Genomic DNA, 21,125 nt, shown 5'->3' with positions numbered 1-21,125 from the left:
CCATGCAAACCGTATCGATGCTGATCGGCGGCGAACGCCGCCATTCGTCCAGCGGCGCGACCTTCGTGCGCCGCAACCCGCTCGACGGCGAAGTCGCGTCGGCCGCGCCCGCGGGCACGGTCGACGATGCGCGCGCGGCGGCCGACGCGGCCGCTCGCGCGTTTCCCGAATGGGCCGCGCTCGGCCCCGGCGCGCGCCGCGCGCTGCTGCTGAAGGCTGCCGCCGCGCTCGAAGCGAAGCACGAGCAGTTCGTCGCCGCGATGGCGGCCGAAACCGGCGCGTCGGCGCTGTGGGCAGGCTTCAACGTGCACCTTGCCGCCAGCGGGCTCGTCGAGGCCGCGTCGCTGACCACGCAGGTCGGCGGCGAGCTGATCCCGTCCGACGTGCCCGGCTCGCTCGCGATGGGCGTGCGGCAGCCGGCCGGCGTGGTGCTCGGCATCGCGCCGTGGAACGCACCGGTGATCCTCGCGACGCGTGCGCTCGCGCTGCCGCTCGCTTGCGGCAACACGGTCGTGCTGAAGGGCTCCGAGCTGTGCCCCGTCACGCACGGGCTGATCGTCGAGGCGCTGCAGGAGGCCGGGCTGCCGCCGGGCGTCGTCAACTTCGTGACGAACGCGCCCGAGGATGCGGGCGCCGTCGTCGACGCGTTGATCGCCCATCCGGCCGTGCGCCGCGTGAATTTCACCGGCTCGACGCGCGTCGGGCGCATCGTCGCCGAAGCGTGCGCGCGTCATCTGAAGCCGTCGGTGCTCGAACTCGGCGGCAAGGCGCCGTTCGTCGTGCTCGACGATGCGGATCTCGATGCGGCGGTCGCCGCGGCCGCATTCGGCGCATTCGCGAATTCAGGGCAGATCTGCATGTCGACCGAGCGGATCGTCGTCGACGCGTCGATCGCCGATGCATTCGTCGCGAAGCTTGCCGCCAAGGCCGCGTCGCTGCCGCTCGGCGATCCGCGCCAAGGGCCGGTCGTGCTCGGTTCGCTGATCGACATGAAGGCCGTCGAGCGCTGCAACGCGCTGATCGACGATGCGCTCGCGCACGGCGCGACGCTGTTGTGCGGCGGCAAGTCGGACAGCACGCTGTTCCCGGCGACGCTGCTCGATCACGTGACGCCCGCGATGCGGATCTACGCGGAGGAATCGTTCGGGCCGGTGAAGGGCATCGTGCGGGTCGATGGCGAGGCGGCCGCGATCCGCTGCGCGAACGACAACGCGTTCGGGCTGGCGTCGGCCGTGTTCAGCCGCGACGTCGCCCGCGCGATGCGAGTCGCGGCGAGCATCGAATCGGGCATCTGCCACGTGAACGGCCCGACCGTGCACGACGAGGCGCAAATGCCGTTCGGCGGCGTGAAGGACAGCGGCTTCGGCCACTTCGGCGGCAAGGCCGGCATCGCCGCGTTCACGGACCTGCGCTGGATCACGGTGCAGACCGCGCCGCGCCAGTATCCATTCTGAGAGGCCGCCGACGATGAAGATTGCGATTCTCGGCGCCGGTGCGATGGGCTCGCTGTTCGGCGCGCGGCTGGCCGAGCACGGCGAGGCGGTCACGCTGATCGACGTGAACGATGCGCATCTCGATGCGATCCGCCGCGACGGGCTGCGCATCGACGACGATCGCGGCGAACGCCGCATCCGCGCGCTGCAGGCCGTCCGGCCGGAAACGGCGAATGCGCAAGCAAGCGCGTCGCCCGACGACCCGTTCGATCTGCTGATCGTTTTTACGAAATCGCTGCACACGCGTGCGGCGCTCGACGGCGTGCGCGCATTGCTGACGTCGCGTACGTACGTGCTGACGCTGCAGAACGGCCTCGGCAACGTCGAGACGCTGAACGCGTTCGTGCCGCTCGAACGGATTCTGGTCGGCGTCACGACGTGGCCGGCCGACTTCGCCGGCGCCGGGCACGTGCGCTCGCACGGTGCCGGCGCGATCCGCATGATGACGGCCGACGGCGCGGCGCGCCCGTTCGCGGCGGCCGTGGCCGACGCGCTGTCGCGTGCCGGGCTCGCGTGTTCGCTCGATGCCGACGTGTGGGCCGCGATCTGGGAAAAGGTCGCGTTCAACGCGGCGCTCAACACGCTGTGCGCGGCGACGGGCTGCACGGTCGACCAGCTCGGCCGTGAACCCGACGGCCCACGGCTCGCGCTGGCGATCGCGGCGGAGACGGCCGCCGTCGCGCGCGCGAAAGGCATCGCGGTGGACGGCGAACGCATCGCGCGCAACGTCGAGCATGCGATTTACGCGCATCGCGGCCATCGGCCGTCGATGCTGCAGGACGTGCTCGCGGGCCGCCGCACCGAGATCGACGCGATCAGCGGCAAGGTCGTCGCGGCCGCGCGCGAGACGGGTATCGCGGTGCCGCATACCGATACGCTGCTCGCGCTCGTCAGGCTGATCGACGCGCGGCGCGACTGAGCAACACACCGGCGGCGGGCTCGCGCCGCATGACGATACGGGCGCGCCGGATGCAGGCGGTGTCGCCGGATCGGATTGGATTGGACGAGACGGGGGCCGGCGCCGATGCACGGATGCCGACCGCCCGTGCAACACGAGATCCGGGCACGCGCAAGCGCCAGCCCGGGCAACTGGAGACGCCATGAAAGTCATCGAATGCCGTTGTCTTGCCGCGCGCCGTGCGCGCACGTTGCCGCCGACGCGTGGCGCACGGGAGGTCGCATGAGCACGCGCGACGGATTGCAGCCGCCCCCGGTCGACATCGGCGCGACGCTCGACGACGGACCGTTCACGACGATGCAGCGTTGCGTGGTGCTGCTCGCCGCGCTCGCGATCGTGCTCGACGGCTTCGACGGGCAGTTGACCGGTTTCGCGATTCCCGTGCTGATCCGCGAATGGGGGATCACGCGCGGCGCGTTCGCGCCGGCGGTGGCCGCCGGGCTGATCGGGATGGGCATCGGCAGCGCGTGCGCGGGCATCGTCGCGGACCGTTTCGGGCGCCGCCAGGCCGTGATCGGCAGCGTGTTCCTGTTCGGCATCGCGACTTGCGCGATCGGCTTCGCGCCGGATGTCGCGACGATCGCGATGCTGCGCTTCTGCGCGGGGCTCGGGATCGGTGGCGCGCTGCCGACGGCCACGACGATGACGGCCGAATACACGCCCGCGCGGCGCCGCACGATGATGGTGACGGCGACGATCGTCTGCGTGCCGCTCGGCGGCATGCTGGCCGGGCTGTTCGCGCACGAAGTGCTGCCGCGCTACGGCTGGCGCGGGCTGTTCTTCGCCGGCGGCGCGCTGCCGCTCGTGCTCGGCTTCGTGCTCGTGCGCGCGTTGCCCGAGTCGCCGCGCTTCCTGGCGCGCCGCCCCGCGCGCTGGCCGGAACTCGGCGCGTTGCTCGCGCGCATGCAGCGGCCGGTCGCGCCCGGCACCGCGTTCACCGATCTGCGCGATGCACGCGCGCCCGGCGCACGCGGCGGGTTCGGCGCGCTGTTCGCTGGCGGCCAGGCGCGCGACACGATCGCGCTGTGGTGCGCGTTCTTCATGTGCCTGCTCGCCGTGTATGCGGCGTTCAGCTGGCTGCCGACGATGCTCGCCGCGAGCGGGCTGAGCGTGTCGGTCGCGGGCGCCGGGCTCACCGCGTACAACCTCGGCGGCGTGATCGGCGCGCTGCTGTGCGCGTGGGCGATCGCGCATGCGGGTTCGCGCTGGCCGCTCGCGCTGTGCAGCATCGGCGGCGCGGCGAGCGCGGTGTGGTTGATGGGTGTCGACGCGGGACGCCACACGGGTTGGCTGATCGTCGGGCTCGGCGTGCACGGGTTGTTCGTCAACGCGGTGCAGTCGACGATGTATGCGTTGTGCGCTTACATCTATCCGACGGCGGTGCGCGCGACCGGCACCGCGAGCGCGCTCGCGTTCGGCCGGCTCGGCGCGATCCTCAGCGCGTTCGCGGGCGCGATGGTGATCACCGCGGGCGGCGCGACGGCGTACCTGACGATGCTGGCCGCGGCGATGAGTGTGGTGTGCGTCGCGCTGCTCGCGATGCGGCGGCACATTCCGCGGCTCACGCGCGAACGCGCGTTGCCGCGCGACGGGGAGGAACTGGCCCGCACGTCGTCGTGACGCGCGGGCGCATGATGCAGGAGCGCGTTACAGCGTGGTGCGCACGTGCCAGAGCTCGGGGAACAGCACGACGTCGAGCATCTTGCGCAGATACGGCGCGCCGCTCGTGCCGCCGGTGCCCTGCTTGAAGCCGATGATGCGCTCGACGGTCGTCACGTGACGGAAGCGCCACTGGCGGAACGCGTCCTCGAGATCGACGAGCTCCTCGGCCATTTCGTAGAGCTCCCAGTGCTGCTGCGGGTGGCGGTAGACCTCGAGCCACGCGGCTTCGACGGTTTCGTCGTGCCGCATCGGCTGCGTCCAGTCGCGCTCGAGCCGCTCGGGTGCGATCGGGAAACCGCGCCGCGCGAGCAGGCGCACGACCTCGTCATAGAACGACGGCGCCTCGAGCGTCGCGCGCACCTGTTCGAGGATGTCGGGCCGGTGCGCATGCGGCTGCAGCATCTGCACGTTCTTGTTGCCGAGCAGGAATTCGAGCTGCCGGTACTGATACGACTGGAAGCCCGACGACTGACCGAGGTACGGGCGCATCGCCGAATACTCGGACGGCGTCATCGTCGACAGCACGTTCCACGCCTGCACGAGCTGCTCGAGAATGCGCGACACGCGCGCGAGCATCTTGAACGCGGGCGGCAGCGCGTCGCCGCGCACCGCGTCGAGCGCGCCGCGCAATTCGAACAGCGCGAGCTTCATCCACAGCTCGCTCGTCTGATGCTGGATGATGAACAGCATCTCGTTGTGATCGGGCGACAGCGGATGCTGCGCGTCGAGGATCGAATTCAGCGACAGGTAGTCGCCGTAGCTCATCGACTTCGAGAAATCGAGCTGCGCGTTGTGCCAGCCGGCTTCGCCCGAGGCATCGCCCGGCACGTGCGGTGCTTCGTGTGCCGGTTGGGCCGCGCGTGCGCCCGAGAACGGGCAGCCCGCCGGCGCGTCGTCGCCGGGTGGCTGCATATGACCAGAATTCACGACTCTCTCCAGAATTGAATGACGGGGGCGCGGCGCGCAATCCGCATGTCACCGCGGCGCGCGCCGGGCAAAAAGCCGGTCAGGTCACCGCGCCGCGCTCGGCGAACTCGGGTGCCTTCCACGCATCGGTGGCCAGGATGTCGCGCAGCGTCTCGACGGCATCCCACACGTCGACGAAGCGCGTATAGAGCGGCGTGAAGCCGAAGCGCAGCACATACGGCTCGCGGTAGTCGCCGATCACGCCGCGTGCGATCAGCGCCTGCATCACCTCGTAGCCGTGCGGATGCTCGAAGCTCGCCTGCGAGCCGCGCTGGTGATGCGCGCGCGGCGTGACGAGCTTCAGCGACAGGCCCGCGCAGCGTGCCTCGACGAGCGCGATGAACGCATCGGTCAGCGCGAGCGACTTGCGGCGGATCGCGTGCATGTCGGTCTGCAGGAACACGTCGAGCCCGCATTCGACCATCGACATCGACACCATCGGCTGCGTGCCGCAGAGGAAGCGCGCGATGCCCGGATCGGGCGCGAAGTCCGGCTGCATCGCGAACGGCGCGCGATGGCCCCACCAGCCCGACAGCGGCTGCGAGAAGTGCGCGTGATGACGGTGCGGCACCCACACGAACGCCGGCGAACCGGGGCCGCCGTTCAGATACTTGTACGTGCAGCCGACCGCGCCGTCCGCCCGCGCGCCGTTCAGGTCGACCGGCACCGCGCCGGCCGAATGCGCGAGATCCCACAGCATCAGCGCGCCCGCGTCGTGCACGAGCTGCGTGACGGCCGGCATGTCGTGCATGTAGCCGGTGCGGTAGTTCACGTGCGTGATCATCGCGACGGCCGTGTCCGCGCCGAGCGCGTCGGGCAGGTCCGCCGGATCGTCGATCAGGCGCAGCTCATAGCCGCCGCCGAGCTGTTCGATCAGCCCTTGCGCGATGTACAGGTCGGTCGGGAAGTTCGAGCGCTCCGACACGATCACGCGGCGTTCCGGCGCGCGCTCGGCCTGGTGGCGCAGCATCGCCGACAGCAGCTTGAACAGGTTGATCGAGATGGTGTCGGTCACGACGGTCTCGCCGGGCGCGCCGCCGATCAGCGTCGCGAGCTTGTCGCCGAGGCGGCGCGGCAGCGCGAACCAGCCGGCGGTGTTCCAGCTGCGGATCAGGCCTTCGCCCCATTCGGCGCCGATCACCTGTTGCGCGCGGGCGGCCGACGCGCGCGGCTGCGCGCCGAGCGAGTTGCCGTCGAGATAGATCACGCCGTCGGGCAGCGCGAACTGGTCGCGCAGCGGGGCGAGCGGGTCGTCGCGGTCGAGGGCGAGCGCGTCTTCACGGGTCTTGATCATGATGTCGGGTCAGTGGTTCTCGGGTCAGTGGTTCGGTGAATCAGGAGGATCGGCCGGGCAGCGCGCGCAGCACCGCGCGCACGGGGCTCGCGTCGAGCGTCGCGAACTTCAGCGGCAGCGCGATCAGTTCGTAGTCGTCGGGCGGCACGTCGTCGAGCACGATCCCTTCGAGGATCGCCATCCGGTGCGCGCGCACGCGGCGATGCGCATCCATGGTCTTCGATTCCTGCGGGTCGAGCGACGGCGTGTCGATGCCGATCAGCTTCACGCCGCGCGCGGCGAGCAGGTCGACGGTTTCGGGCGCGACCGCGCAGAAGCCGCTGTCCCATTGCTCGACGCTGGCGCGCGCATAGGTGCGCAGCAGCACGCGCGGCGGCACGCCGTCCAGCGCGGCGTCGATGTCGGCCGGGCGCACGACGGGCGACGCGCCGATGCAGTGGATCACGCGGCATGGGCCGAGATAGGTGTCGAGCGGCACCGCGCCGATCGGTGCGCCGTCGGCGTCGTAGTGGAGCGGCGCGTCGCAGTGCGCGCCCGTGTGTGGCGACAGCGTCAGGCGCGCGACGTTGACCGGCGAGCCGGCCTCCATCCGCCAGACGCGTTCGATGGAAACCGGCGTGTCGCCCGGCCACACGGGGGTGGCGGGGCTGACAGGCGGCGAGATGTCCCAGAGTGTGTCCATGGCATGACGAAGCGGTGAATCGATGCTTCGAATGATAGGTGGACGCTCGCAGAAAGTGCTTGCGAAATAAACATGGACAATCCGCCCGATTGGCAGATAATTCGACTCAGAGGGAAAACGGGGACCAAAAATGCACGCGATCACGCTCGATGCCACCGACTGCCGGATTCTGGCGGTATTGCAGGAGGAGGGCAGAATCAGCAATCTCGACCTGGCGGAACGGATCTCGCTTTCGCCGTCCGCCTGTCTGCGCCGGATGCGCCTGCTCGAGGAGCAGGGCGTGATCGAGCACTATCGCGCGTGCCTGAGCCGCGAGAAGCTCGGCTTCGAGCTCGAGGCGTTCGTGCAGGTGTCGATGCGCAACGAAGAGAATCAATGGCACGAGCGCTTCGCGGAAGCGCTGCGCGAATGGCCGGAGGTGGTCGGCGCGTTCGTCGTGACGGGCGAGAGCCACTACCTGCTGCGGGTGCTCGCGCACAACCTCAAGCACTACTCGGATTTCGTGCTGAACCGGCTCTACAAGGCGCCGGGCGTGATGGACATCCGTTCGAACATCGTGCTGCAGACGCTGAAGGACGAAGCGGGCGCGCCGGTCGGGCTGGCGCGCATGGGGGCGATCAAAGCGGTGTGAGGCCGTGGAAGCCGCCGCCGTGGAACACGAGCGGCGCCGCGGCATCCGACGCGGCCCGCACGCCGCAGCGTTCCACTTCGCCGACGAAGATCACGTGGTCGCCTTCGTCGTAGCGGCTGCGGTTGTGGCATTCGAACCACGCGAGCGCGCCGTCGAGCACCGGCATGCCCGAGTTGCCGGCCGCGTGCGCGATCCCTTCGAAGCGGTCGCCCTTGTAGGTCGAGAAGCGCTTGCACAGGTCGAGCTGCGACGCCGCGAGCACGTTCACCACGTAATGGCTGTTGTTGCGGAACACCGGGGTCGACGCCGATTTGTGCGCGAGGCTCCACAGCACGAGCGGCGGGTCGAGCGACACCGAGTTGAACGAGCTCGCGGTGATGCCGATCAGCTGCCCGGACGGCGCACGCGTCGTGATGACCGTGACGCCGGTCGCGAACTGCCCGAGCGCTTGGCGAAAGGCGGCCGAGTCGAAATCCGGCGGGGTGGCGTGGTTCATCGGGCGGCCATCCGGAACGAAACGGACGGGCGCGGCGCGCGGCGGATGCAACGGGCGCGGCGGACGAAAGGCGACAAGGCCAGGGCGGTCGGTTGGGAAGTGGTGCGCATGGCCCGATTTTAGCGGAATCGCGACCGCCGGACCCGTGCGGACGGCGCATCGCGGGGCGAGCGTGAGGTAGCGAACACTGTCGCGCGACGCCGACGCCGTGCTGGAACGGTCGTTTTCGCGCCTTTCATTGCGCGTCACACGAGGCCGCTCCCCGAGCCGCGCGCTAGGCCGTCGCCGCCAGCCCGAGCGACAGCGCACCCGTCAGGATCAGGCTGGACGCCCACACCGCATCGAGATTGAACCAGCTCCGCGCGACGAACTTCAGCCCGAGATAGCGGTACACGAGCCACGCGAGCACGCCGCCTGCGCCGATCATCGCGGCCGCGTGCACGGCCGCGACGACGAGCGCCATCCCGAGATGCGCATCGACGAGCGTGGCCGCCGCGCGATGGCCGGCGTCCCGGTCGAGCCCGCAGAGTCCGAGGTAAATCGGCACCAGCATCAGCCCCGCGCCGTGCGCGAGCGCAACCGCGAACGACCACAGGCCGAGCCGCGCGGGCGGAATCCGCGCGAGCGCACGCGGATGCCGCCGCCGGATCAGCAGCACCACGCCGAAGCCGATCACGAGCGCGCTCGCGCCGATTCGGATCGCCGACTGCCACGCAAGCAGCGCGGCAAGCAGCCCGAACGGCAGCATCACCATGAATACCGCGAGCGCGTGGCCGAGCGCGAGATAGCCGAGCGCGGCGACGAGCGCGCCGTCGCGGCGCGTCATCAGCGCGTTCGACACCGCGAGCGGCCAGCCCATCGCCGGATTGAGCCCGTGATAGACGCCGCTCGCGAGCACGGCCGCCCACAGCGCGAGCGGCGCGGAGAGGCCTGCGCTCAACGCTTGACCGACGGATAGCAGAACGAGTCGGTCGAGCAGTCGCCGCCTTCGAGCCGGATCTGGTGCGCGCGATAGCCGTCGGGGAACTCGACCCAATAGTCGTCGGCGAGCGTCAGCCCGCCGTCCGGCCCCGCATGCGCGAGCACCTGCGCGGCCGGCACGCCGTCCGGATAGAACTGGTCGTCCCACGTCGAGTAGAGCGAGTTGGTCCAGTACACGCGGCGGCCGTCGCGGCTGATTTCCACCATCTGCGGGCCGCCGGCGAACGCGCGGCCGTTCTTGTGCGGCGCGCGGCGCACGATCCCGCCGATACGCACCGACCCCGCGAGCACCGGGTGATGCGGATCCGACACGTCGTACTGGCGCATCTCGCCGGTGCCCCAGCACGACACGTACAGGAAGCGGTCGTCGAGCGACAGGTCGATGTCGGTCACGAGCGGCGGCACCGCGCCGAAACTCTTGAGCAGCGGCGGCAGTTCGTCGGCCGCGGCCGGTTCGGGCGGAATCGTCGCGGTCTTCTTCACATGAAACTGGCCGTCCTCGCGCCACCAGGTCCAGATCGATCCTTCGAGCGTGGTCGTGTCGACCACGACGCCGACGAAACCGTATTCGCGTACCGGATCGTGCGCGGGCCGCACCTCGAGCGCCATCTGGTGATGCGCGCCGAGATCGATCGTCTGCACGTTGCGCCGCGCGCGCAGGTCCCAGAAATGCAGCCGGTGGCCGTAGCGGTTCGCGAGCAGGTCTTCCGGCACGATGCCGTTCTCGAATTGCGGCGGCAGCGCCCATTCGCTCGACACCATGTAGTCGCGCGGCAGGTTCCACCAGAAGTCGTAATGCTTGTCCTGCGGGCCACGGTCGATCTCCCAGCGGCCGAGCACGTCGAACGTCTCGCAATCCATGATGAAGATGCCGGGCGCGCCGTCGGTGCCGTCCTTGCCCGCACCGCCGAGCGTGCTCACGTAAATGCCTTCGGGGCCGCAATGAACCGTATGCGGCCGCGAATAGCCGGTCTTCGCGAACACCTCGTCGGGCTCGATGATCTTGTGGATGCGCGCCTGCGTCGGGTGCGGCTTCGTGTCGATCACGTAGATCCGCGACGAACGCAGGCCCGGGATGATCAGGAAGCGGCGCTCGAGGAATGCGTGGCCGGTCAGCGGCGACAGCGACGACGAACACGCATTCCAGCCGAAGTGGTGGAATTCGTCGCCGCTGTTCGGCATCGTCACCGTGTGCACGATCTTGCCGTAGGTCGCCGAGCCGGGTTTCACGTCGATCACGGCGAGCGCGTCGGGTCTGGAAAAATCGGGGCTCAGCAACAACGTATAGGCGAATTCCTCCGCCGGCGCCTGCATCGCAAGTTCCGGCGAAGCGTGAAATGTCGGGTCAGGCCGCATGCTCATCGTAGTGCCTCTTTCGGTCGAATCGGATCACGGGCGCACGGACGTTCGCTGCGAACGTGCGGGTCGAACGGGTTGCGTGACGGGAACGCACTGGCGGCCTCGCGCGATTGGAGGGCGCGCCGCGCGGTACATCAGGTCGGGAAAGGTGGGAAAGGCGGTGCGCCGGAACGCCGCGCACGCAGCGCAACGGGCGCACGGCGGCGCGAGGGCGCGGTGAAAGCGCCGGCGGTCGGGCCCGCGATGCGGGCGAATTCTGCTGAGGCGTGCATATCGATGTTCCGGCGGATGATGTTGGCATCAGGACGGGCATGCATCGGACGCTGTGCGCAGCCGGACGGTGTGCCGTCACGGCGAAGCGTGCCTAAGTGTAGACGAGAAACGCGCGGCCGGTGGTGCGCGGCACGCATGCGGTTCTGCCGGATTCGCGCACGAGTGAGATACTTGAACGCTGCCGCTGCGCACCGGGCAACCGGGCCGCAGCCGGGCAGCGGAGATAAGGACCGGCGATGCCGGCGCGCGCCCGCGTGCCGGCCGTCGTCATCAACGAGGTAATGATTTCATGGTGAACGAGATGCTTGAAACCGCGACTGTTGGCGGCGGGTGCTTCTGGTGCACGGAGGCCGTGTTTCTCGACGTCGACGGCGTGACGGCCGTCCAGTCGGGCTATGCAGGCGGCCATACGCGCAATCCCGGCTATCGCGACGTATGCGACGGCGATACCGGTCACGCGGAGGTCGTGAACGTGACGTTCGATCCGGCGCGCATCGGTTATCGCGAGATCCTCGAGATCTTCTTCGCGACGCACGATCCGACCCAGTTGAACCGCCAGGGCAACGACGTCGGCACGCAATACCGTTCGGTCGTGTTCACGCATTCGGACGCGCAGCGCGACGTCGCGCTCGACGTGATCCGCGAACTGGAGCGCGAGCAGGTGTTCGGGCAGCCGATCGTCACGCAGGTCGTGCCGCTCGACGACAACTACTGGCCGGCCGAGGACTATCACCAGAACTATTACGCGCGCAATCCGGGGCAGGGCTACTGCTCGGTCGTGATCGGGCCGAAGCTCGCGAAATTCCGCCAGAAGTTCTCGCACCGGCTGAAGTCGCTGCGCGGCGCGTAATCGGTTTGCCGGCGCGCAAACGGCGCCCGCGCCCGCGATGCTTACGCCGCCTCGCTGCGCCAGTGCGCGCACGCGGCGGCGATCTCGCGCGCGAGCGCGAGGCACGACAGCGGCGCAGAGCCTTCCGCCTTGTTGTTGATCGTGATGATCACGGGCTGTCCGGCCAGCGCGTAGCGCGCGGCCAGCTCGGCGAGCGCCGAGCGTGTGGCCGGATCCTCGTCGACGAGCTTGTCGAACGGCTCGTATTTCGCTTTGGCCTGTTCGTACTTGAAGCCGCCATGCAGGCTCCAGCGCACGATCAGCGGGCCCGGCGCGTCGCCGTCGAGCAGCGCGAGCGCGGCCGCCTGGCGCAGCGGGTCGGGCATCCGCGCATGCAGGCCGACGCAGTAGCGCACGCCGAGCGCCGCGAGCGCGCGGATGAAGCGCGGCGTGAGCAGGCTCGCGTCGCGGATCTCGATCGCGTAGCGCGTGCCGTCGGCGTCCGGCGGCAGCGTCGGCAGCGCCGCGAAGAACGCCGACAGCCGGTCGATCAGCGCGGCCGGTTCGGCGAGCAGTTGATCGGGCATCGGAGAAAACTGGAACACCAGCACGCCGGCCTTCCTGCCGAGCCCTTCGAGGCACGGCTGCACGAATTCGCGAGTGGCGAGCTGCGCGTCGAGAAAGGTCGGATTCGGGCCCGACGGCTCGCCGCGCCGCCCGCGCACGACCGCATCGGTGACGGACGCCGGCGCCTTCACGACGAAGCGGAAGTCGTCCGGCACCTGTTGCGCGTAGCGCAGGTAGTCGGCCACCGACAGCGGCCCGTAGAACGACCGGTCGAGGCTCACGCTCTTCAGCAGCGGATGTGCGCCGTACGCCTCGAGCCCCTCGCGAGACAGCTTCGTCTGCGCGAAATCGCCGTCGTAGACGATGCCGTCCCAGCCGGGGAAATACCACGACGACGTGCCGAGCCGCACGTTCGGCGGCAGCGCGGCCGCGGCGGCGGCGACTTCCGCGGAAACCGGTGCGGGCGGCACGCCGCGCCGACGCCGGGCCTTCTTCGGCGGCGTGGCCGGCGGCGGTTCGTCCCACAGCATGCCGGAGGCGGGCGGCGGTTCCGGTTCCTGGTCGGCGGGAAGGCGGGGCGATGCACGGCCGGCGCGTGCGGACGACTTTGCCGGTCGCGCGGTGTCGTGTTCGTCAGGCGTCGCGCGATCGCCCGCGCCTGCGGGCTTGTCGTCGTGCGCGGGCGCGGACGCGCGCGCGTCGTCGGGCGACGCGCCGAACAGGTCGAACTGCCCGTCGGCGTGCGACTCGTCCGGTTCGTCGCGCTGCTGTCGTTGCGGCGGCGTGCTGCGCCGCGTCCTGCCGTCACCCATGCATGCCCAGCGTGAAGTGCCGCCTAGCGCGGCAGCGTGTGTTCGTACATGTAGCGGCGCGACCACGGCAGCGTTTTCGCGCTGCGTCCGGCCTTGCGGCACACGATCTGGAAGATCGACACGTCGTCGTGCTCGAACGCATACGCGCAGCCGGCGAGATACACGCGCCAGATGCGGAATTTTTCGTCGTCGACGAGCGTGCGCGCCTCTTCCGCCTTCGCCTCGAAGTTCTCGGTCCAGATTTCGAGCGTGCGCGCATAGTGCCGCCGCAGGCTTTCGACGTCAATCGCCTCGAGCCCGCCGCGCTGCGCCGCTTCGAGCGCGAGGCTGATGTGCGGCAGCTCGCCGTCCGGGAACACGTAGCGGTCGATGAATTCGCCGCCGCCGAGCGCCGTTTCGCCGCTTTCCGCGTCGGTCGACGTGATTCCGTGGTTCATCGCGATGCCGTCGTCGGTGAGCAGATCGTGCACGCGCGAGAAATAGAGCGGCAGGTTCTTGCGGCCGACGTGCTCGAACATCCCGACGCTCGTGATGCGGTCGAACTGTCCCTCGATCTCGCGGTAGTCCTGCAGACGGATCTCGATCTTGTCCTCGAGCCCGGCGGCTTTCACGCGCGCGGTCGCGAGATCGAACTGGTTCTGCGACAGCGTCACGCCCAGGCACGTCGCGCCGAACTTCTGCGCGGCGCGCAGCACGAGCGCGCCCCAGCCGCAGCCGATGTCGAGCAGGCGCTGGCCGGGCTCGAGCTGGATCTTGGTCAGGATATGGTCGATCTTCTTGATCTGGGCGGTCGAAAGATCCTCGTCGCCGTTCTCGAAGTACGCGCACGAATACACCATGTTTTCGTCCAGCCACAGCTGGTAGAACGCGTTCGAGACGTCGTAGTGATACTGGATCGCCTTCCTGTCGGTGTTTTTCGTGTGATTGAAGTAGCGCTTCACGCGCGCGAGCTTGCTTGCGCTGGTGACCGTGCTGCGCGCGAGCGAGTAGCTGATGTTGATGATGTCCGACAGCCTGCCCTCGATGTCGATCTTGCCCTTCACGTACGCCTCGCCGAGATTGTCGAGGCTCGGTTCGAGCAGCAGCGGCAACGCCGACGCGCTGTTGACCTTCAGCGTGACCTGCGGCGCGCTGAAGGTGCCGAAATCGAGTTGATCGCCGTTCCACAGCACCAGTCGCGCCGGTATGTTCGCTTTCGCCCGTACTTCGTCCGCCCACTGTGCCAGCTTCTTTTCCCAGAACATTTGGATTCTCCGTTTGTTCGTTGAATCGAATACAGCCAAGTATCTTGACCGGCGCCCATGCCTTGCGACGTGGGCGCCCGGATGCAACACGAGACACGGCCGGCGCGCGCCGGCACTGCGGCAGCCGCGCTTACGGCGACAGGCGCGAGATCGTCCAGCCCGATCCTGCCGCGGCGTCGCGCGTATAGAGCAGGCGGTCGTGCAGCCGCGACGGGCGGCCCTGCCAGAATTCGATCGCGTCGGGCACGACGCGGTAACCGCCCCAGTGCGGCGGGCGCGGCGGGTTCTCGCCGTAGCGTTCGATCACGGCCTTTTCGCGCGCTTCGAGCGTCGCGCGGCTGTCGATCACGGCACTCTGCTCGGACGCCCACGCGCCGATGCGCGAGCCGAGCGGGCGCGACGCGAAATAGCGGTCGCTTTCGTCGGCGCTGGTTTTCTCGATCCGGCCTTCGATGCGCACCTGGCGCTCGAGCTCGATCCAGTAGAACAGCAGCGCCGCATGCGGATTGGCGGCGAGATCGCGGCCCTTGCGGCTTTCGTAATTGGTAAAGAAGACGAACCCGCGTTCGTCGACACCCTTGATGAGCACGATTCGGGCCGACGGCCGGCCGTCGTCGCCGACGGTGGCGAGCGTCATCGTGTTGGGCTCGGGGAGCTTGGCGGCGAGCGCCTCCTTGAACCAGCGATCGAACTGGGCGAAGGGGTTGGGGGCAGCATCGGCTTCGTCGAGCGAAGCACGCGAATAATTGATGCGGAGATCGGCGAGAGTCGTCATGTTATGCAAACGCTTCAATCTGGGGCCAGTATAGCGAACGCGCGAGAATCGTGCGTGCACAGGGACGTGTGTCGGCGGGGAGTTCAGGCAAAATAGAGGGCTGCACGACTTACGTTTTCCTTGCTGCCATGTCCGCTGCCGACACTGCCCCGCACAGTTCCTCTGATCTTACCCCGAGCCCGACAATCCAGCTTGACGTGGATCGCGAGCGCCGCTTCGGCGGCATCGCGCGCTTGTACGGCGCCCCCGCGCTCGCCGCGTTCGAACGCGCGCACGTCGCCGTGATCGGCATCGGCGGCGTCGGGTCGTGGACGGCCGAGGCGCTCGCGCGCAGCGCGATCGGCACGTTGACGCTGATCGACCTCGACAACGTCGCGGAAAGCAATACGAACCGGCAGATCCATGCGCTCGACGGCAATTACGGCAAGCCGAAGGTCGACGCGATGGCCGAGCGGATCGCGCTGATCGATCCCGCGTGCCGTGTGAACCGGATCGAGGATTTCGCGGAACCCGACAACTTCGACGCGCTGCTCGGCGGCGGCTTCGACTACGTGGTCGACGCGATCGACAGTGTGCGCACGAAGGTCGCGCTGATCGCGTGGTGCGTCGCAAAAGGGCAGCCGCTCGTCACGGTCGGCGGCGCGGGCGGGCAGCTCGACCCGACGCGCATCCGCATCGACGATCTCGCGCTGACGATCCAGGATCCGCTGCTGTCGAAGGTGCGCGCGCAGTTGCGCAAGCAGCACGGCTTTCCGCGCGGACCGAAGGCGCGTTTCAAGGTGAGCGCCGTGTATTCGGACGAGCCGCTGATCTATCCGGAAGCGGCCGCGTGCGACATCGAGGACGGCGCGGAGCCGTCCGCCGCCGCGCATGTCGCGGGGCTCAACTGCGCGGGGTTCGGTTCGAGCGTATGCGTGACCGCGAGCTTCGGCTTCGCGGCCGCCGCGCATGCGCTGCGGGCGATCGCGGCGCGCGCTGCGGGCTGATCGGCGAGCAGATCGACACGCAGAGGAATGTCGCGGCGCGGCAGACCTGCCGTGCCGCGACAAGGCGATTCGGCCAGGCCATCGCGGCCCGGCCGGTCGTTCGTCAGTTGAGCGCCATGCTCAGCTTGCGCCGCCATGCGGCGACGAGTTCGGGGCGATCGCCCGCCAGCTCGAACACCGAGATCATCGTGCGGCGGCCGAGGTCGTCGCCATACGCGCGGTCGCGCAACACGATTTCCAGCAACTGCTCGAGCGCGCCTTCGTATGCGCGTCGCGCGATCAGGCTCTGCGCGAGGTCGAAGCGTGCGTCGAGATCGGCGGGATTCGCCGCGATGCGCGCTTCGAGCGCGTCGGTCGGCGGCAGGTCGGCCGTCGCGTCGAGCGCATCGAAACGGGTCTTGATCGCCTGGTAGCGCGGATCGCCGCTCTGTATCGTCTGCGGCGACAGGCGCTCGGCCTCGGCGCGCGCGGCGCCCACCTGGTTGTTCGCGAGCAGCAGTTCGATCAGGTCGAGCCGTGCGTCGTCGAAGCCGGGGTTCAGCGCGAGCGCCGCTTCGAGGTGGGTCAGCGCATCGTCGTAGCGCGATTCGGCGATCGCGTCTTGCGCGGCGCGGCGCTCGGCTTCGTCGGGCGCCGGCAGCAGCCGGTCGAGGAATGCGCGCAACTGGCCTTCCGGCAGCACGCCGATGAACTGGTCGACGGGACGCCCGTCGGCGAACGCGATCACGTGCGGGATGCTGCGCGTCTGGAAGTGCGCGGCGAGTTCCTGGTTCTCGTCGACGTTCACCTTCACGAGCTTCCAGCGGCCTTCGTAGTCGGCTTCGAGCTTTTCGAGCAGCGGACCGAGCGTCTTGCAGGGGCCGCACCACGGCGCCCAGAAGTCGACCAGCACGGGCGTGTCCAGCGACGCCTCGATGACGTCTTTCTCGAAAGTGGCAAGCGTGGTGTCCATGTCGTTCTCTTCCGTTCGAATGTCGTCAGGATGGGGGCAGCGTGCCCCTTTTTCAACGCGGCTTCGATTCGGGCAGCGGAATCCACTCGGTTTCGCCGGGCACCTTGCCCATTTCCTGGTTCGTCCACGCCTGTTTCGCGCGCTCGATCGCGTCGCGGCTGCTGGCGACGAAGTTCCATTCGATGAAGCGCTCGCCGTCGATCTTCGCGCCGCCCAGCAGCATCGCGCGTGCGCCGCCGCCGCTCGCGAGCGTGACGGTGGCGCCGGGCGCGAGCACGGCCATCTGTTCGGCCGGCACCGGCGTGCCGTCGATCGAGAGGTCGCCGTCGACCACGTAGACCGCGCGCTCCTCGTGCGACGCGTCGAGTTCGAGGCGGCCACCGGCCGCGAATTCGGCGGCCACGTACAGCGTGCGCGAGAACGTCGTGACGGGCGAGCGCAGGCCGAACGCGTCGCCGGCGATCACCGTCAGCGACACGCCGTTCTCGTCGCGCTTGGGCAGCGTGTCGGCCGCATGGTGCTCGAACGACGGCTCGGTGGTCTCGTGGGCGACGGGCAGCGCGACCCAGGTCTGGATCCCGTGCACCGTGTGGCCGCTCGCGCGCTGCGCGTCGGGCGTGCGCTCCGAATGGACGATGCCGCGACCGGCCGTCATCCAGTTCACGTCGCCCGGCACGATTTCCTGCAGCGAGCCGAGGCTGTCGCGGTGCAGGATCGCGCCGTCGAACAGATAGGTGACGGTGGCGAGTCCGATGTGCGGGTGCGGGCGCACGTCGAGCCCGGTGCCGGCCGGCAGCGTCGCGGGCCCCATGTGATCGAAGAAGATGAACGGACCGACGAGGCGCGCGGCGAGCGCGGGCAGCGTGCGGCGCACCTGCAGGTTGCCGATGTCGCGAACATGCGGCTTGAGCAGGGCTTTGATCGAATCGGTCATGGCGGGCCTCGTGGGCAACGGCTGGAATGCCGGTCATTGTACTGGCGGCGCGGTGGCGACGTGCGTGACGGGGCGCGGGCGCAATGTTTCCCCCGCGATGCGGACGTGCGGGCACGCGTCGTGCGGCCGCCATGTCCGTTGCCCGTCGCCGATTCCATGCACGCCGCGCGGGTATCGGGCCGCACGGCGAAATTGGGTAGACTGAGCGGCTTCAGGAAACCATCTGACAATTGAGGAGACGCCGATGATGGCCCCGAAGGACTTGCTGCTCGCGCTGGTCGTGATCCTGGCGTGGGGCGTGAACTTCGTCGTGATCAAGGTCGGCCTGCACGGCATGCCGCCGATGCTGCTCGGCGCGCTGCGCTTCACGCTCGCGGCGGTGCCCGCGGTGTTCTTCGTGCGCCGGCCGCAGATTCCGTGGCGGATGCTGATCCTGTACGGCGCGACGATCCAGCTCGGCCAGTTCGCGTTCCTGTTCACCGGCATGTATGTCGGCATGCCGGCCGGCCTCGCGTCGCTCGTGCTGCAGTCGCAGGCATTTTTCACGCTCGTGTTCGCGATGGTGTTTCTGGGCGAGCGGCTGCGCGTGCAGAACCTGATCGGGCTCGCGATCGCCGCGGGCGGGCTCGTGGTGATCGCGGCGCAGGGCGGCCGCGCGATGACGCTCGCGGGCTTCCTGCTGACCATCTGCTCGGCCGCGATGTGGGCGTTCGGCAATATCGTCACGAAGAAGGTCGGCAAGGCCAATCTGGTGTCGCTCGTCGTGTGGGCGAGCCTCGTGCCGCCCGTGCCGTTCTTCCTGCTGTCGCTCTGGTTCGAGGGGCCGCAGCGGATCGGTGCCGCGCTGGCCGGGCTCGACGGCGCGTCGATCTTCGCGGTCGTCTATCTCGCGTTCGTCGCGACGCTCGTCGGCTACGGCCTGTGGAGCCGCCTGATGTCGCGCTATCCGGCCGCGCAGGTCGCGCAGTTCTCGCTGCTGGTGCCAGTCGTCGGGCTGGCGTCGTCGGCGCTGCTGCTCGACGAGCATCTGACGGACGCGCAGCTGATCGGCGCCGCGCTCGTGATGGGCGGGCTCGCGGTGAATGTGTTCGGCGGAAAGCTGGTGCGCCGCTTCGCGACGTCGTGACGCGCCGGCACGCAGCGCGTGCCGGCGGCGGGGAAGGGCGGCCGGTCAGGCCATCCGGTTCTTCGCGAGCGGCGGATTCGCGGCGAAGTAACGCTTGATGCCGCGGAAGATCGCGTCGGCCATCTCGTCGCGATAGCTGTCGTCGTTGAGCCGGCGTTCTTCGTCAGGGTTGCTGATGAACGCGGTCTCGACGAGGATCGATGGAATGTCGGGCGCCTTCAGCACCGCGAACCCGGCCTGCTCGACCGAGCCCTTGTGCAGCTTGTTGATGCCGCCGACTTCCTTCAGCACGTAGTTGCCGTAGCGCAGCGAATCGCGGATCTGCGCGGTCGTCGACATGTCGAACAGCGCGCGGCTGACTGCCGCGTCCTGTGTCTTGATGTTGATGCCGCCGATCAGGTCGGACGAGTTCTCCTTGTTCGCGAGCCAGCGTGCCGCGGCGCTCGACGCGCCGTGATCGGACAGCGCGAACACCGACGAGCCGCGCGCGGACGGTGTCGTGAATGCATCGGCGTGGATCGACACGAACAGGTCGGCGCCGACGCGGCGCGCCTTCTGTACGCGCACGTTCAGCGGCACGAAGAAATCCGCGTCGCGCGTCATCATCGCGCGCATGTTCGGCGCGCCGTCGATCTTCGCGCGCAGCTTCTTCGCGATGTCGAGCGCGATGTGTTTCTCGTACGTGCCGCCGCCGCCGATCGCGCCCGGATCCTCGCCGCCGTGGCCCGGATCGATCGCGACCGTCAGCAGGCGCACGGTGCCGCCCTTGCCCGATTTCGGCGCGGTGAACTTGTAGGTGTCGCCGTCGTCTTCGCTGTCGTCGCGGCGTGCGATGACGGGCGGCGGCTTGACGGCCGGCTTCGCGGGTGCGGAAGGTGTCGCGGCGGCCGGCGGCGTGCGCGGGGTGGTCGGCGTGTTCTGCGCGAAGCGCTGGAAGAATGCGTCGCTGTTGTCGCCCGCGGCGGGCGGCGGCGCGGCGGGGCCCGCGAGCGTGGTCGGCGGCTGCACCTGCTGCGCGCGCGCGCTGTCGTTGAGCGCCTGCTCCTTGCGCTCCGTCTGCGCGATCAGGTCGGTCAGCGGATCGGGCGCGACGGCCGGATACAGGTCGAACACGAGCCGGTACTTGTAGGTGCCGACCGGCGGCAGCGTGAACACCTGCGGCTTCACCGAGCCTTTCAGGTCGAACACCATCCGCACGACGTGCGGTTGATACTGGCCGACGCGCACCGACTGGATCTGCGGATCGTTCGGCGCGATCTTCGACACGAGGTCGCGCAGCGCCTGGTCGAGATCGAGTCCGTTCAGGTCGACGACGAGCCGGTCGGGACCCTGCAACAGCTGTTGGCTATTCTGCAGCGGCTGGTCGGATTCGATCGTGACGCGCGTGTAATCGCGCGCGGGCCACACGCGCACGCCGAGCACCGACGATGCGTGCGCGAGCCGCGGCGCGGCGAGACCGAGCACCAGCGTCGACGCGCCCGCGCGCAGGATCTGACGGCGCCGCCAGTTGTGCGTCGCGGTGGCCGCCGATTCGATCGAGCGGAACGGTTTGATCAACATCTTTCGAGACATGCCTTTCCTGAAGCGCTGAACGCCCGGACGGTGAGGGCGCGGCCGTCGCCATCCACGTCGAGCGAGAAAACCAGATCGGGCACGCCGAGCAGGGTGCCCGCCTGTTGCGGCCATTCGACGAGGCAGATCGCGCTGGAATTGAAATATTCGCGAAAGCCGGCGTCGGACCATTCGGCCGGATCGTTGAATCGATACAGATCGAAGTGATAGACCTCAAGTTCCCCATCGTCGCGTGCGAATGCGTATGGTTCGACGAGCGTGTAAGTCGGGCTGCGCACGCGCCCGTGGTGGCCGAGGCCGCGCAGGATCGCGCGCACGAGGGTCGTTTTGCCCGCGCCGAGGTCGCCGATCAGTTGGAGCTGCAGCCCGTCGAACGCGTGTGCATGGGCGAGTTCGCTGCGTGCCGCGTCGAGCGCGTGCGCGAAGCGGGTGCCGAAGGCCTCGGTCGCCGCTTCGTCGGCGAGTGCGATCACGCGCTCCGCGAGCGGGACGGGCAGCGTGTCGGCATGAGGCGTATGGGGCGTGGCTGGCAT

General features: G+C 69.0%; 20 protein-coding genes. 7 read left to right on the top strand and 13 right to left on the bottom strand.

The window, feature by feature from the left end:
- Positions 1 to 2: 2 nt before the first annotated feature.
- The 3 genes from WS46_RS11345 to WS46_RS11335 all read left to right on the top strand — a co-directional run bounded on the left by WS46_RS11345 (position 3) and on the right by WS46_RS11335 (position 4,071).
- Positions 3 to 1,454, top strand: coding sequence for an aldehyde dehydrogenase family protein (locus WS46_RS11345; protein ID WP_059690590.1), 1,452 nt, complete (start codon positions 3 to 5; stop codon positions 1,452 to 1,454).
- A gap of 13 nt (positions 1,455 to 1,467) precedes the next feature.
- Entirely contained in the window at positions 1,468 to 2,412 is a 945-nt protein-coding gene (locus tag WS46_RS11340; protein WP_059690589.1) for a ketopantoate reductase family protein, read from the top strand.
- 261 nt (positions 2,413 to 2,673) lie between these two features.
- Positions 2,674 to 4,071 (top strand): MFS transporter, encoded by a 1,398-nt coding sequence (locus WS46_RS11335; protein WP_059690675.1) that lies wholly within the window; start codon positions 2,674 to 2,676, stop codon positions 4,069 to 4,071.
- A gap of 27 nt (positions 4,072 to 4,098) precedes the next feature.
- Here the strand turns inward: WS46_RS11335 and kynA are convergent, their stop codons facing one another.
- The 3 genes from kynA to kynB all read right to left on the bottom strand — a co-directional run bounded on the left by kynA (position 4,099) and on the right by kynB (position 7,055).
- Positions 4,099 to 5,025, bottom strand: a complete 927-nt coding sequence (kynA, locus tag WS46_RS11330) for a tryptophan 2,3-dioxygenase (protein ID WP_059690588.1) — start codon at positions 5,023 to 5,025, stop codon at positions 4,099 to 4,101.
- A 94-nt stretch (positions 5,026 to 5,119) separates the two neighbouring features.
- Positions 5,120 to 6,373: a kynureninase gene (kynU, locus tag WS46_RS11325; RefSeq protein WP_059527860.1), complete on the bottom strand. Its 1,254-nt coding sequence runs from the start codon at positions 6,371 to 6,373 to the stop codon at positions 5,120 to 5,122.
- A gap of 40 nt (positions 6,374 to 6,413) precedes the next feature.
- Positions 6,414 to 7,055, bottom strand: coding sequence for an arylformamidase (gene kynB, locus WS46_RS11320; protein ID WP_059690587.1), 642 nt, complete (start codon positions 7,053 to 7,055; stop codon positions 6,414 to 6,416).
- Between the two features lie 130 nt (positions 7,056 to 7,185).
- Between kynB and WS46_RS11315 the strand changes: the two genes are divergently transcribed.
- Positions 7,186 to 7,686 carry an Lrp/AsnC family transcriptional regulator gene (locus tag WS46_RS11315; RefSeq protein ID WP_044844460.1) on the top strand — a complete coding sequence of 167 codons (501 nt, stop codon included), beginning with the start codon at positions 7,186 to 7,188 and terminating at the stop codon, positions 7,684 to 7,686.
- Here the strand turns inward: WS46_RS11315 and WS46_RS11310 are convergent.
- The 3 genes from WS46_RS11310 to WS46_RS11300 all read right to left on the bottom strand — a co-directional run bounded on the left by WS46_RS11310 (position 7,673) and on the right by WS46_RS11300 (position 10,525).
- Positions 7,673 to 8,182 carry a flavin reductase family protein gene (locus WS46_RS11310; RefSeq protein ID WP_059465659.1) on the bottom strand — a complete coding sequence of 170 codons (510 nt, stop codon included), beginning with the start codon at positions 8,180 to 8,182 and terminating at the stop codon, positions 7,673 to 7,675. The genes WS46_RS11315 and WS46_RS11310 overlap by 14 nt on opposite strands.
- Before the next feature lie 274 nt (positions 8,183 to 8,456).
- Positions 8,457 to 9,122 carry a hypothetical protein gene (locus WS46_RS11305; RefSeq protein WP_059690586.1) on the bottom strand — a complete coding sequence of 222 codons (666 nt, stop codon included), beginning with the start codon at positions 9,120 to 9,122 and terminating at the stop codon, positions 8,457 to 8,459.
- Complete coding sequence (locus tag WS46_RS11300; RefSeq protein ID WP_059690585.1) at positions 9,119 to 10,525, bottom strand: selenium-binding protein SBP56-related protein; 1,407 nt, start codon at positions 10,523 to 10,525, stop codon at positions 9,119 to 9,121. Before WS46_RS11300 ends, WS46_RS11305 begins: the two co-directional genes overlap by 4 nt.
- Before the next feature lie 559 nt (positions 10,526 to 11,084).
- Here WS46_RS11300 and msrA point away from each other — a divergent pair.
- A complete protein-coding gene (gene msrA, locus WS46_RS11295; protein ID WP_059527848.1) occupies positions 11,085 to 11,645 on the top strand; it encodes a peptide-methionine (S)-S-oxide reductase MsrA in 561 nt (186 codons plus the stop codon).
- A gap of 41 nt (positions 11,646 to 11,686) precedes the next feature.
- Here the strand turns inward: msrA and WS46_RS11290 are convergent, their stop codons facing one another.
- The 3 genes from WS46_RS11290 to pdxH all read right to left on the bottom strand — a co-directional run bounded on the left by WS46_RS11290 (position 11,687) and on the right by pdxH (position 15,022).
- Positions 11,687 to 13,003, bottom strand: a complete 1,317-nt coding sequence (locus WS46_RS11290) for a DUF72 domain-containing protein (RefSeq protein ID WP_059690584.1) — start codon at positions 13,001 to 13,003, stop codon at positions 11,687 to 11,689.
- Positions 13,004 to 13,026: 23 nt separating this feature from the next.
- Complete coding sequence (locus WS46_RS11285; protein WP_059527843.1) at positions 13,027 to 14,247, bottom strand: cyclopropane-fatty-acyl-phospholipid synthase family protein; 1,221 nt, start codon at positions 14,245 to 14,247, stop codon at positions 13,027 to 13,029.
- A gap of 130 nt (positions 14,248 to 14,377) precedes the next feature.
- Positions 14,378 to 15,022, bottom strand: a complete 645-nt coding sequence (gene pdxH, locus WS46_RS11280) for a pyridoxamine 5'-phosphate oxidase (RefSeq protein WP_059690583.1) — start codon at positions 15,020 to 15,022, stop codon at positions 14,378 to 14,380.
- A 128-nt stretch (positions 15,023 to 15,150) separates the two neighbouring features.
- On the opposite strand from pdxH, the gene tcdA reads away from it, so the two are divergent.
- Positions 15,151 to 16,008, top strand: a complete 858-nt coding sequence (tcdA, locus tag WS46_RS11275; protein WP_059690582.1) for a tRNA cyclic N6-threonylcarbamoyladenosine(37) synthase TcdA — start codon at positions 15,151 to 15,153, stop codon at positions 16,006 to 16,008.
- A gap of 103 nt (positions 16,009 to 16,111) precedes the next feature.
- Here tcdA and trxA read toward each other — a convergent pair whose 3' ends face one another.
- A complete protein-coding gene (trxA, locus tag WS46_RS11270) occupies positions 16,112 to 16,960 on the bottom strand; it encodes a thioredoxin (protein WP_059690581.1) in 849 nt (282 codons plus the stop codon).
- Positions 16,961 to 17,012: 52 nt separating this feature from the next.
- Positions 17,013 to 17,894 carry a pirin family protein gene (locus WS46_RS11265; protein WP_059690580.1) on the bottom strand — a complete coding sequence of 294 codons (882 nt, stop codon included), beginning with the start codon at positions 17,892 to 17,894 and terminating at the stop codon, positions 17,013 to 17,015.
- 247 nt (positions 17,895 to 18,141) lie between these two features.
- On the opposite strand from WS46_RS11265, the gene WS46_RS11260 reads away from it, so the two are divergent.
- Positions 18,142 to 19,020, top strand: a complete 879-nt coding sequence (locus WS46_RS11260) for an EamA family transporter (protein ID WP_179949149.1) — start codon at positions 18,142 to 18,144, stop codon at positions 19,018 to 19,020.
- A 45-nt stretch (positions 19,021 to 19,065) separates the two neighbouring features.
- Here WS46_RS11260 and WS46_RS11255 read toward each other — a convergent pair whose 3' ends face one another.
- Both WS46_RS11255 and tsaE read right to left on the bottom strand, forming a co-directional pair.
- Entirely contained in the window at positions 19,066 to 20,592 is a 1,527-nt protein-coding gene (locus WS46_RS11255) for an N-acetylmuramoyl-L-alanine amidase (RefSeq protein ID WP_059527826.1), read from the bottom strand.
- On the bottom strand, positions 20,574 to 21,125 hold the full coding sequence (gene tsaE / locus WS46_RS11250) for a tRNA (adenosine(37)-N6)-threonylcarbamoyltransferase complex ATPase subunit type 1 TsaE (RefSeq protein WP_059690579.1): 552 nt from the start codon (positions 21,123 to 21,125) through the stop codon (positions 20,574 to 20,576). The genes WS46_RS11255 and tsaE overlap by 19 nt, the downstream gene beginning before the upstream one ends.

This window comes from Burkholderia sp. RF4-BP95 (genome assembly GCF_001521985.1).
Classification (GTDB): domain Bacteria; phylum Pseudomonadota; class Gammaproteobacteria; order Burkholderiales; family Burkholderiaceae; genus Burkholderia; species Burkholderia diffusa.
This window is presented reverse-complemented; position numbering and strand designations above follow the sequence as displayed.

What these genes read in the sequence shown, in the direction of transcription:
- tsaE (WP_059690579.1), bottom strand. Translation starts at nt 21,125, where the DNA reads ATGCCAGCCACGCCCCATACGCCTCATGCCGACACGCTGCCCGTCCCG.
- WS46_RS11260 (WP_179949149.1), top strand. Translation starts at nt 18,142, where the DNA reads ATGGCCCCGAAGGACTTGCTGCTCGCGCTGGTCGTGATCCTGGCGTGG.
- WS46_RS11265 (WP_059690580.1), bottom strand. Translation starts at nt 17,894, where the DNA reads ATGACCGATTCGATCAAAGCCCTGCTCAAGCCGCATGTTCGCGACATC.
- WS46_RS11315 (WP_044844460.1), top strand. Translation starts at nt 7,186, where the DNA reads ATGCACGCGATCACGCTCGATGCCACCGACTGCCGGATTCTGGCGGTA.
- WS46_RS11290 (WP_059690584.1), bottom strand. Translation starts at nt 13,003, where the DNA reads ATGGGTGACGGCAGGACGCGGCGCAGCACGCCGCCGCAACGACAGCAG.
- msrA (WP_059527848.1), top strand. Translation starts at nt 11,085, where the DNA reads ATGGTGAACGAGATGCTTGAAACCGCGACTGTTGGCGGCGGGTGCTTC.
- WS46_RS11345 (WP_059690590.1), top strand. Translation starts at nt 3, where the DNA reads ATGCAAACCGTATCGATGCTGATCGGCGGCGAACGCCGCCATTCGTCC.
- kynB (WP_059690587.1), bottom strand. Translation starts at nt 7,055, where the DNA reads ATGGACACACTCTGGGACATCTCGCCGCCTGTCAGCCCCGCCACCCCC.
- trxA (WP_059690581.1), bottom strand. Translation starts at nt 16,960, where the DNA reads ATGGACACCACGCTTGCCACTTTCGAGAAAGACGTCATCGAGGCGTCG.
- tcdA (WP_059690582.1), top strand. Translation starts at nt 15,151, where the DNA reads ATGTCCGCTGCCGACACTGCCCCGCACAGTTCCTCTGATCTTACCCCG.
- WS46_RS11300 (WP_059690585.1), bottom strand. Translation starts at nt 10,525, where the DNA reads ATGAGCATGCGGCCTGACCCGACATTTCACGCTTCGCCGGAACTTGCG.
- kynA (WP_059690588.1), bottom strand. Translation starts at nt 5,025, where the DNA reads ATGCAGCCACCCGGCGACGACGCGCCGGCGGGCTGCCCGTTCTCGGGC.
- WS46_RS11310 (WP_059465659.1), bottom strand. Translation starts at nt 8,182, where the DNA reads ATGAACCACGCCACCCCGCCGGATTTCGACTCGGCCGCCTTTCGCCAA.
- WS46_RS11335 (WP_059690675.1), top strand. Translation starts at nt 2,674, where the DNA reads ATGAGCACGCGCGACGGATTGCAGCCGCCCCCGGTCGACATCGGCGCG.
- kynU (WP_059527860.1), bottom strand. Translation starts at nt 6,373, where the DNA reads ATGATCAAGACCCGTGAAGACGCGCTCGCCCTCGACCGCGACGACCCG.
- WS46_RS11285 (WP_059527843.1), bottom strand. Translation starts at nt 14,247, where the DNA reads ATGTTCTGGGAAAAGAAGCTGGCACAGTGGGCGGACGAAGTACGGGCG.
- pdxH (WP_059690583.1), bottom strand. Translation starts at nt 15,022, where the DNA reads ATGACGACTCTCGCCGATCTCCGCATCAATTATTCGCGTGCTTCGCTC.
- WS46_RS11340 (WP_059690589.1), top strand. Translation starts at nt 1,468, where the DNA reads ATGAAGATTGCGATTCTCGGCGCCGGTGCGATGGGCTCGCTGTTCGGC.
- WS46_RS11255 (WP_059527826.1), bottom strand. Translation starts at nt 20,592, where the DNA reads ATGTCTCGAAAGATGTTGATCAAACCGTTCCGCTCGATCGAATCGGCG.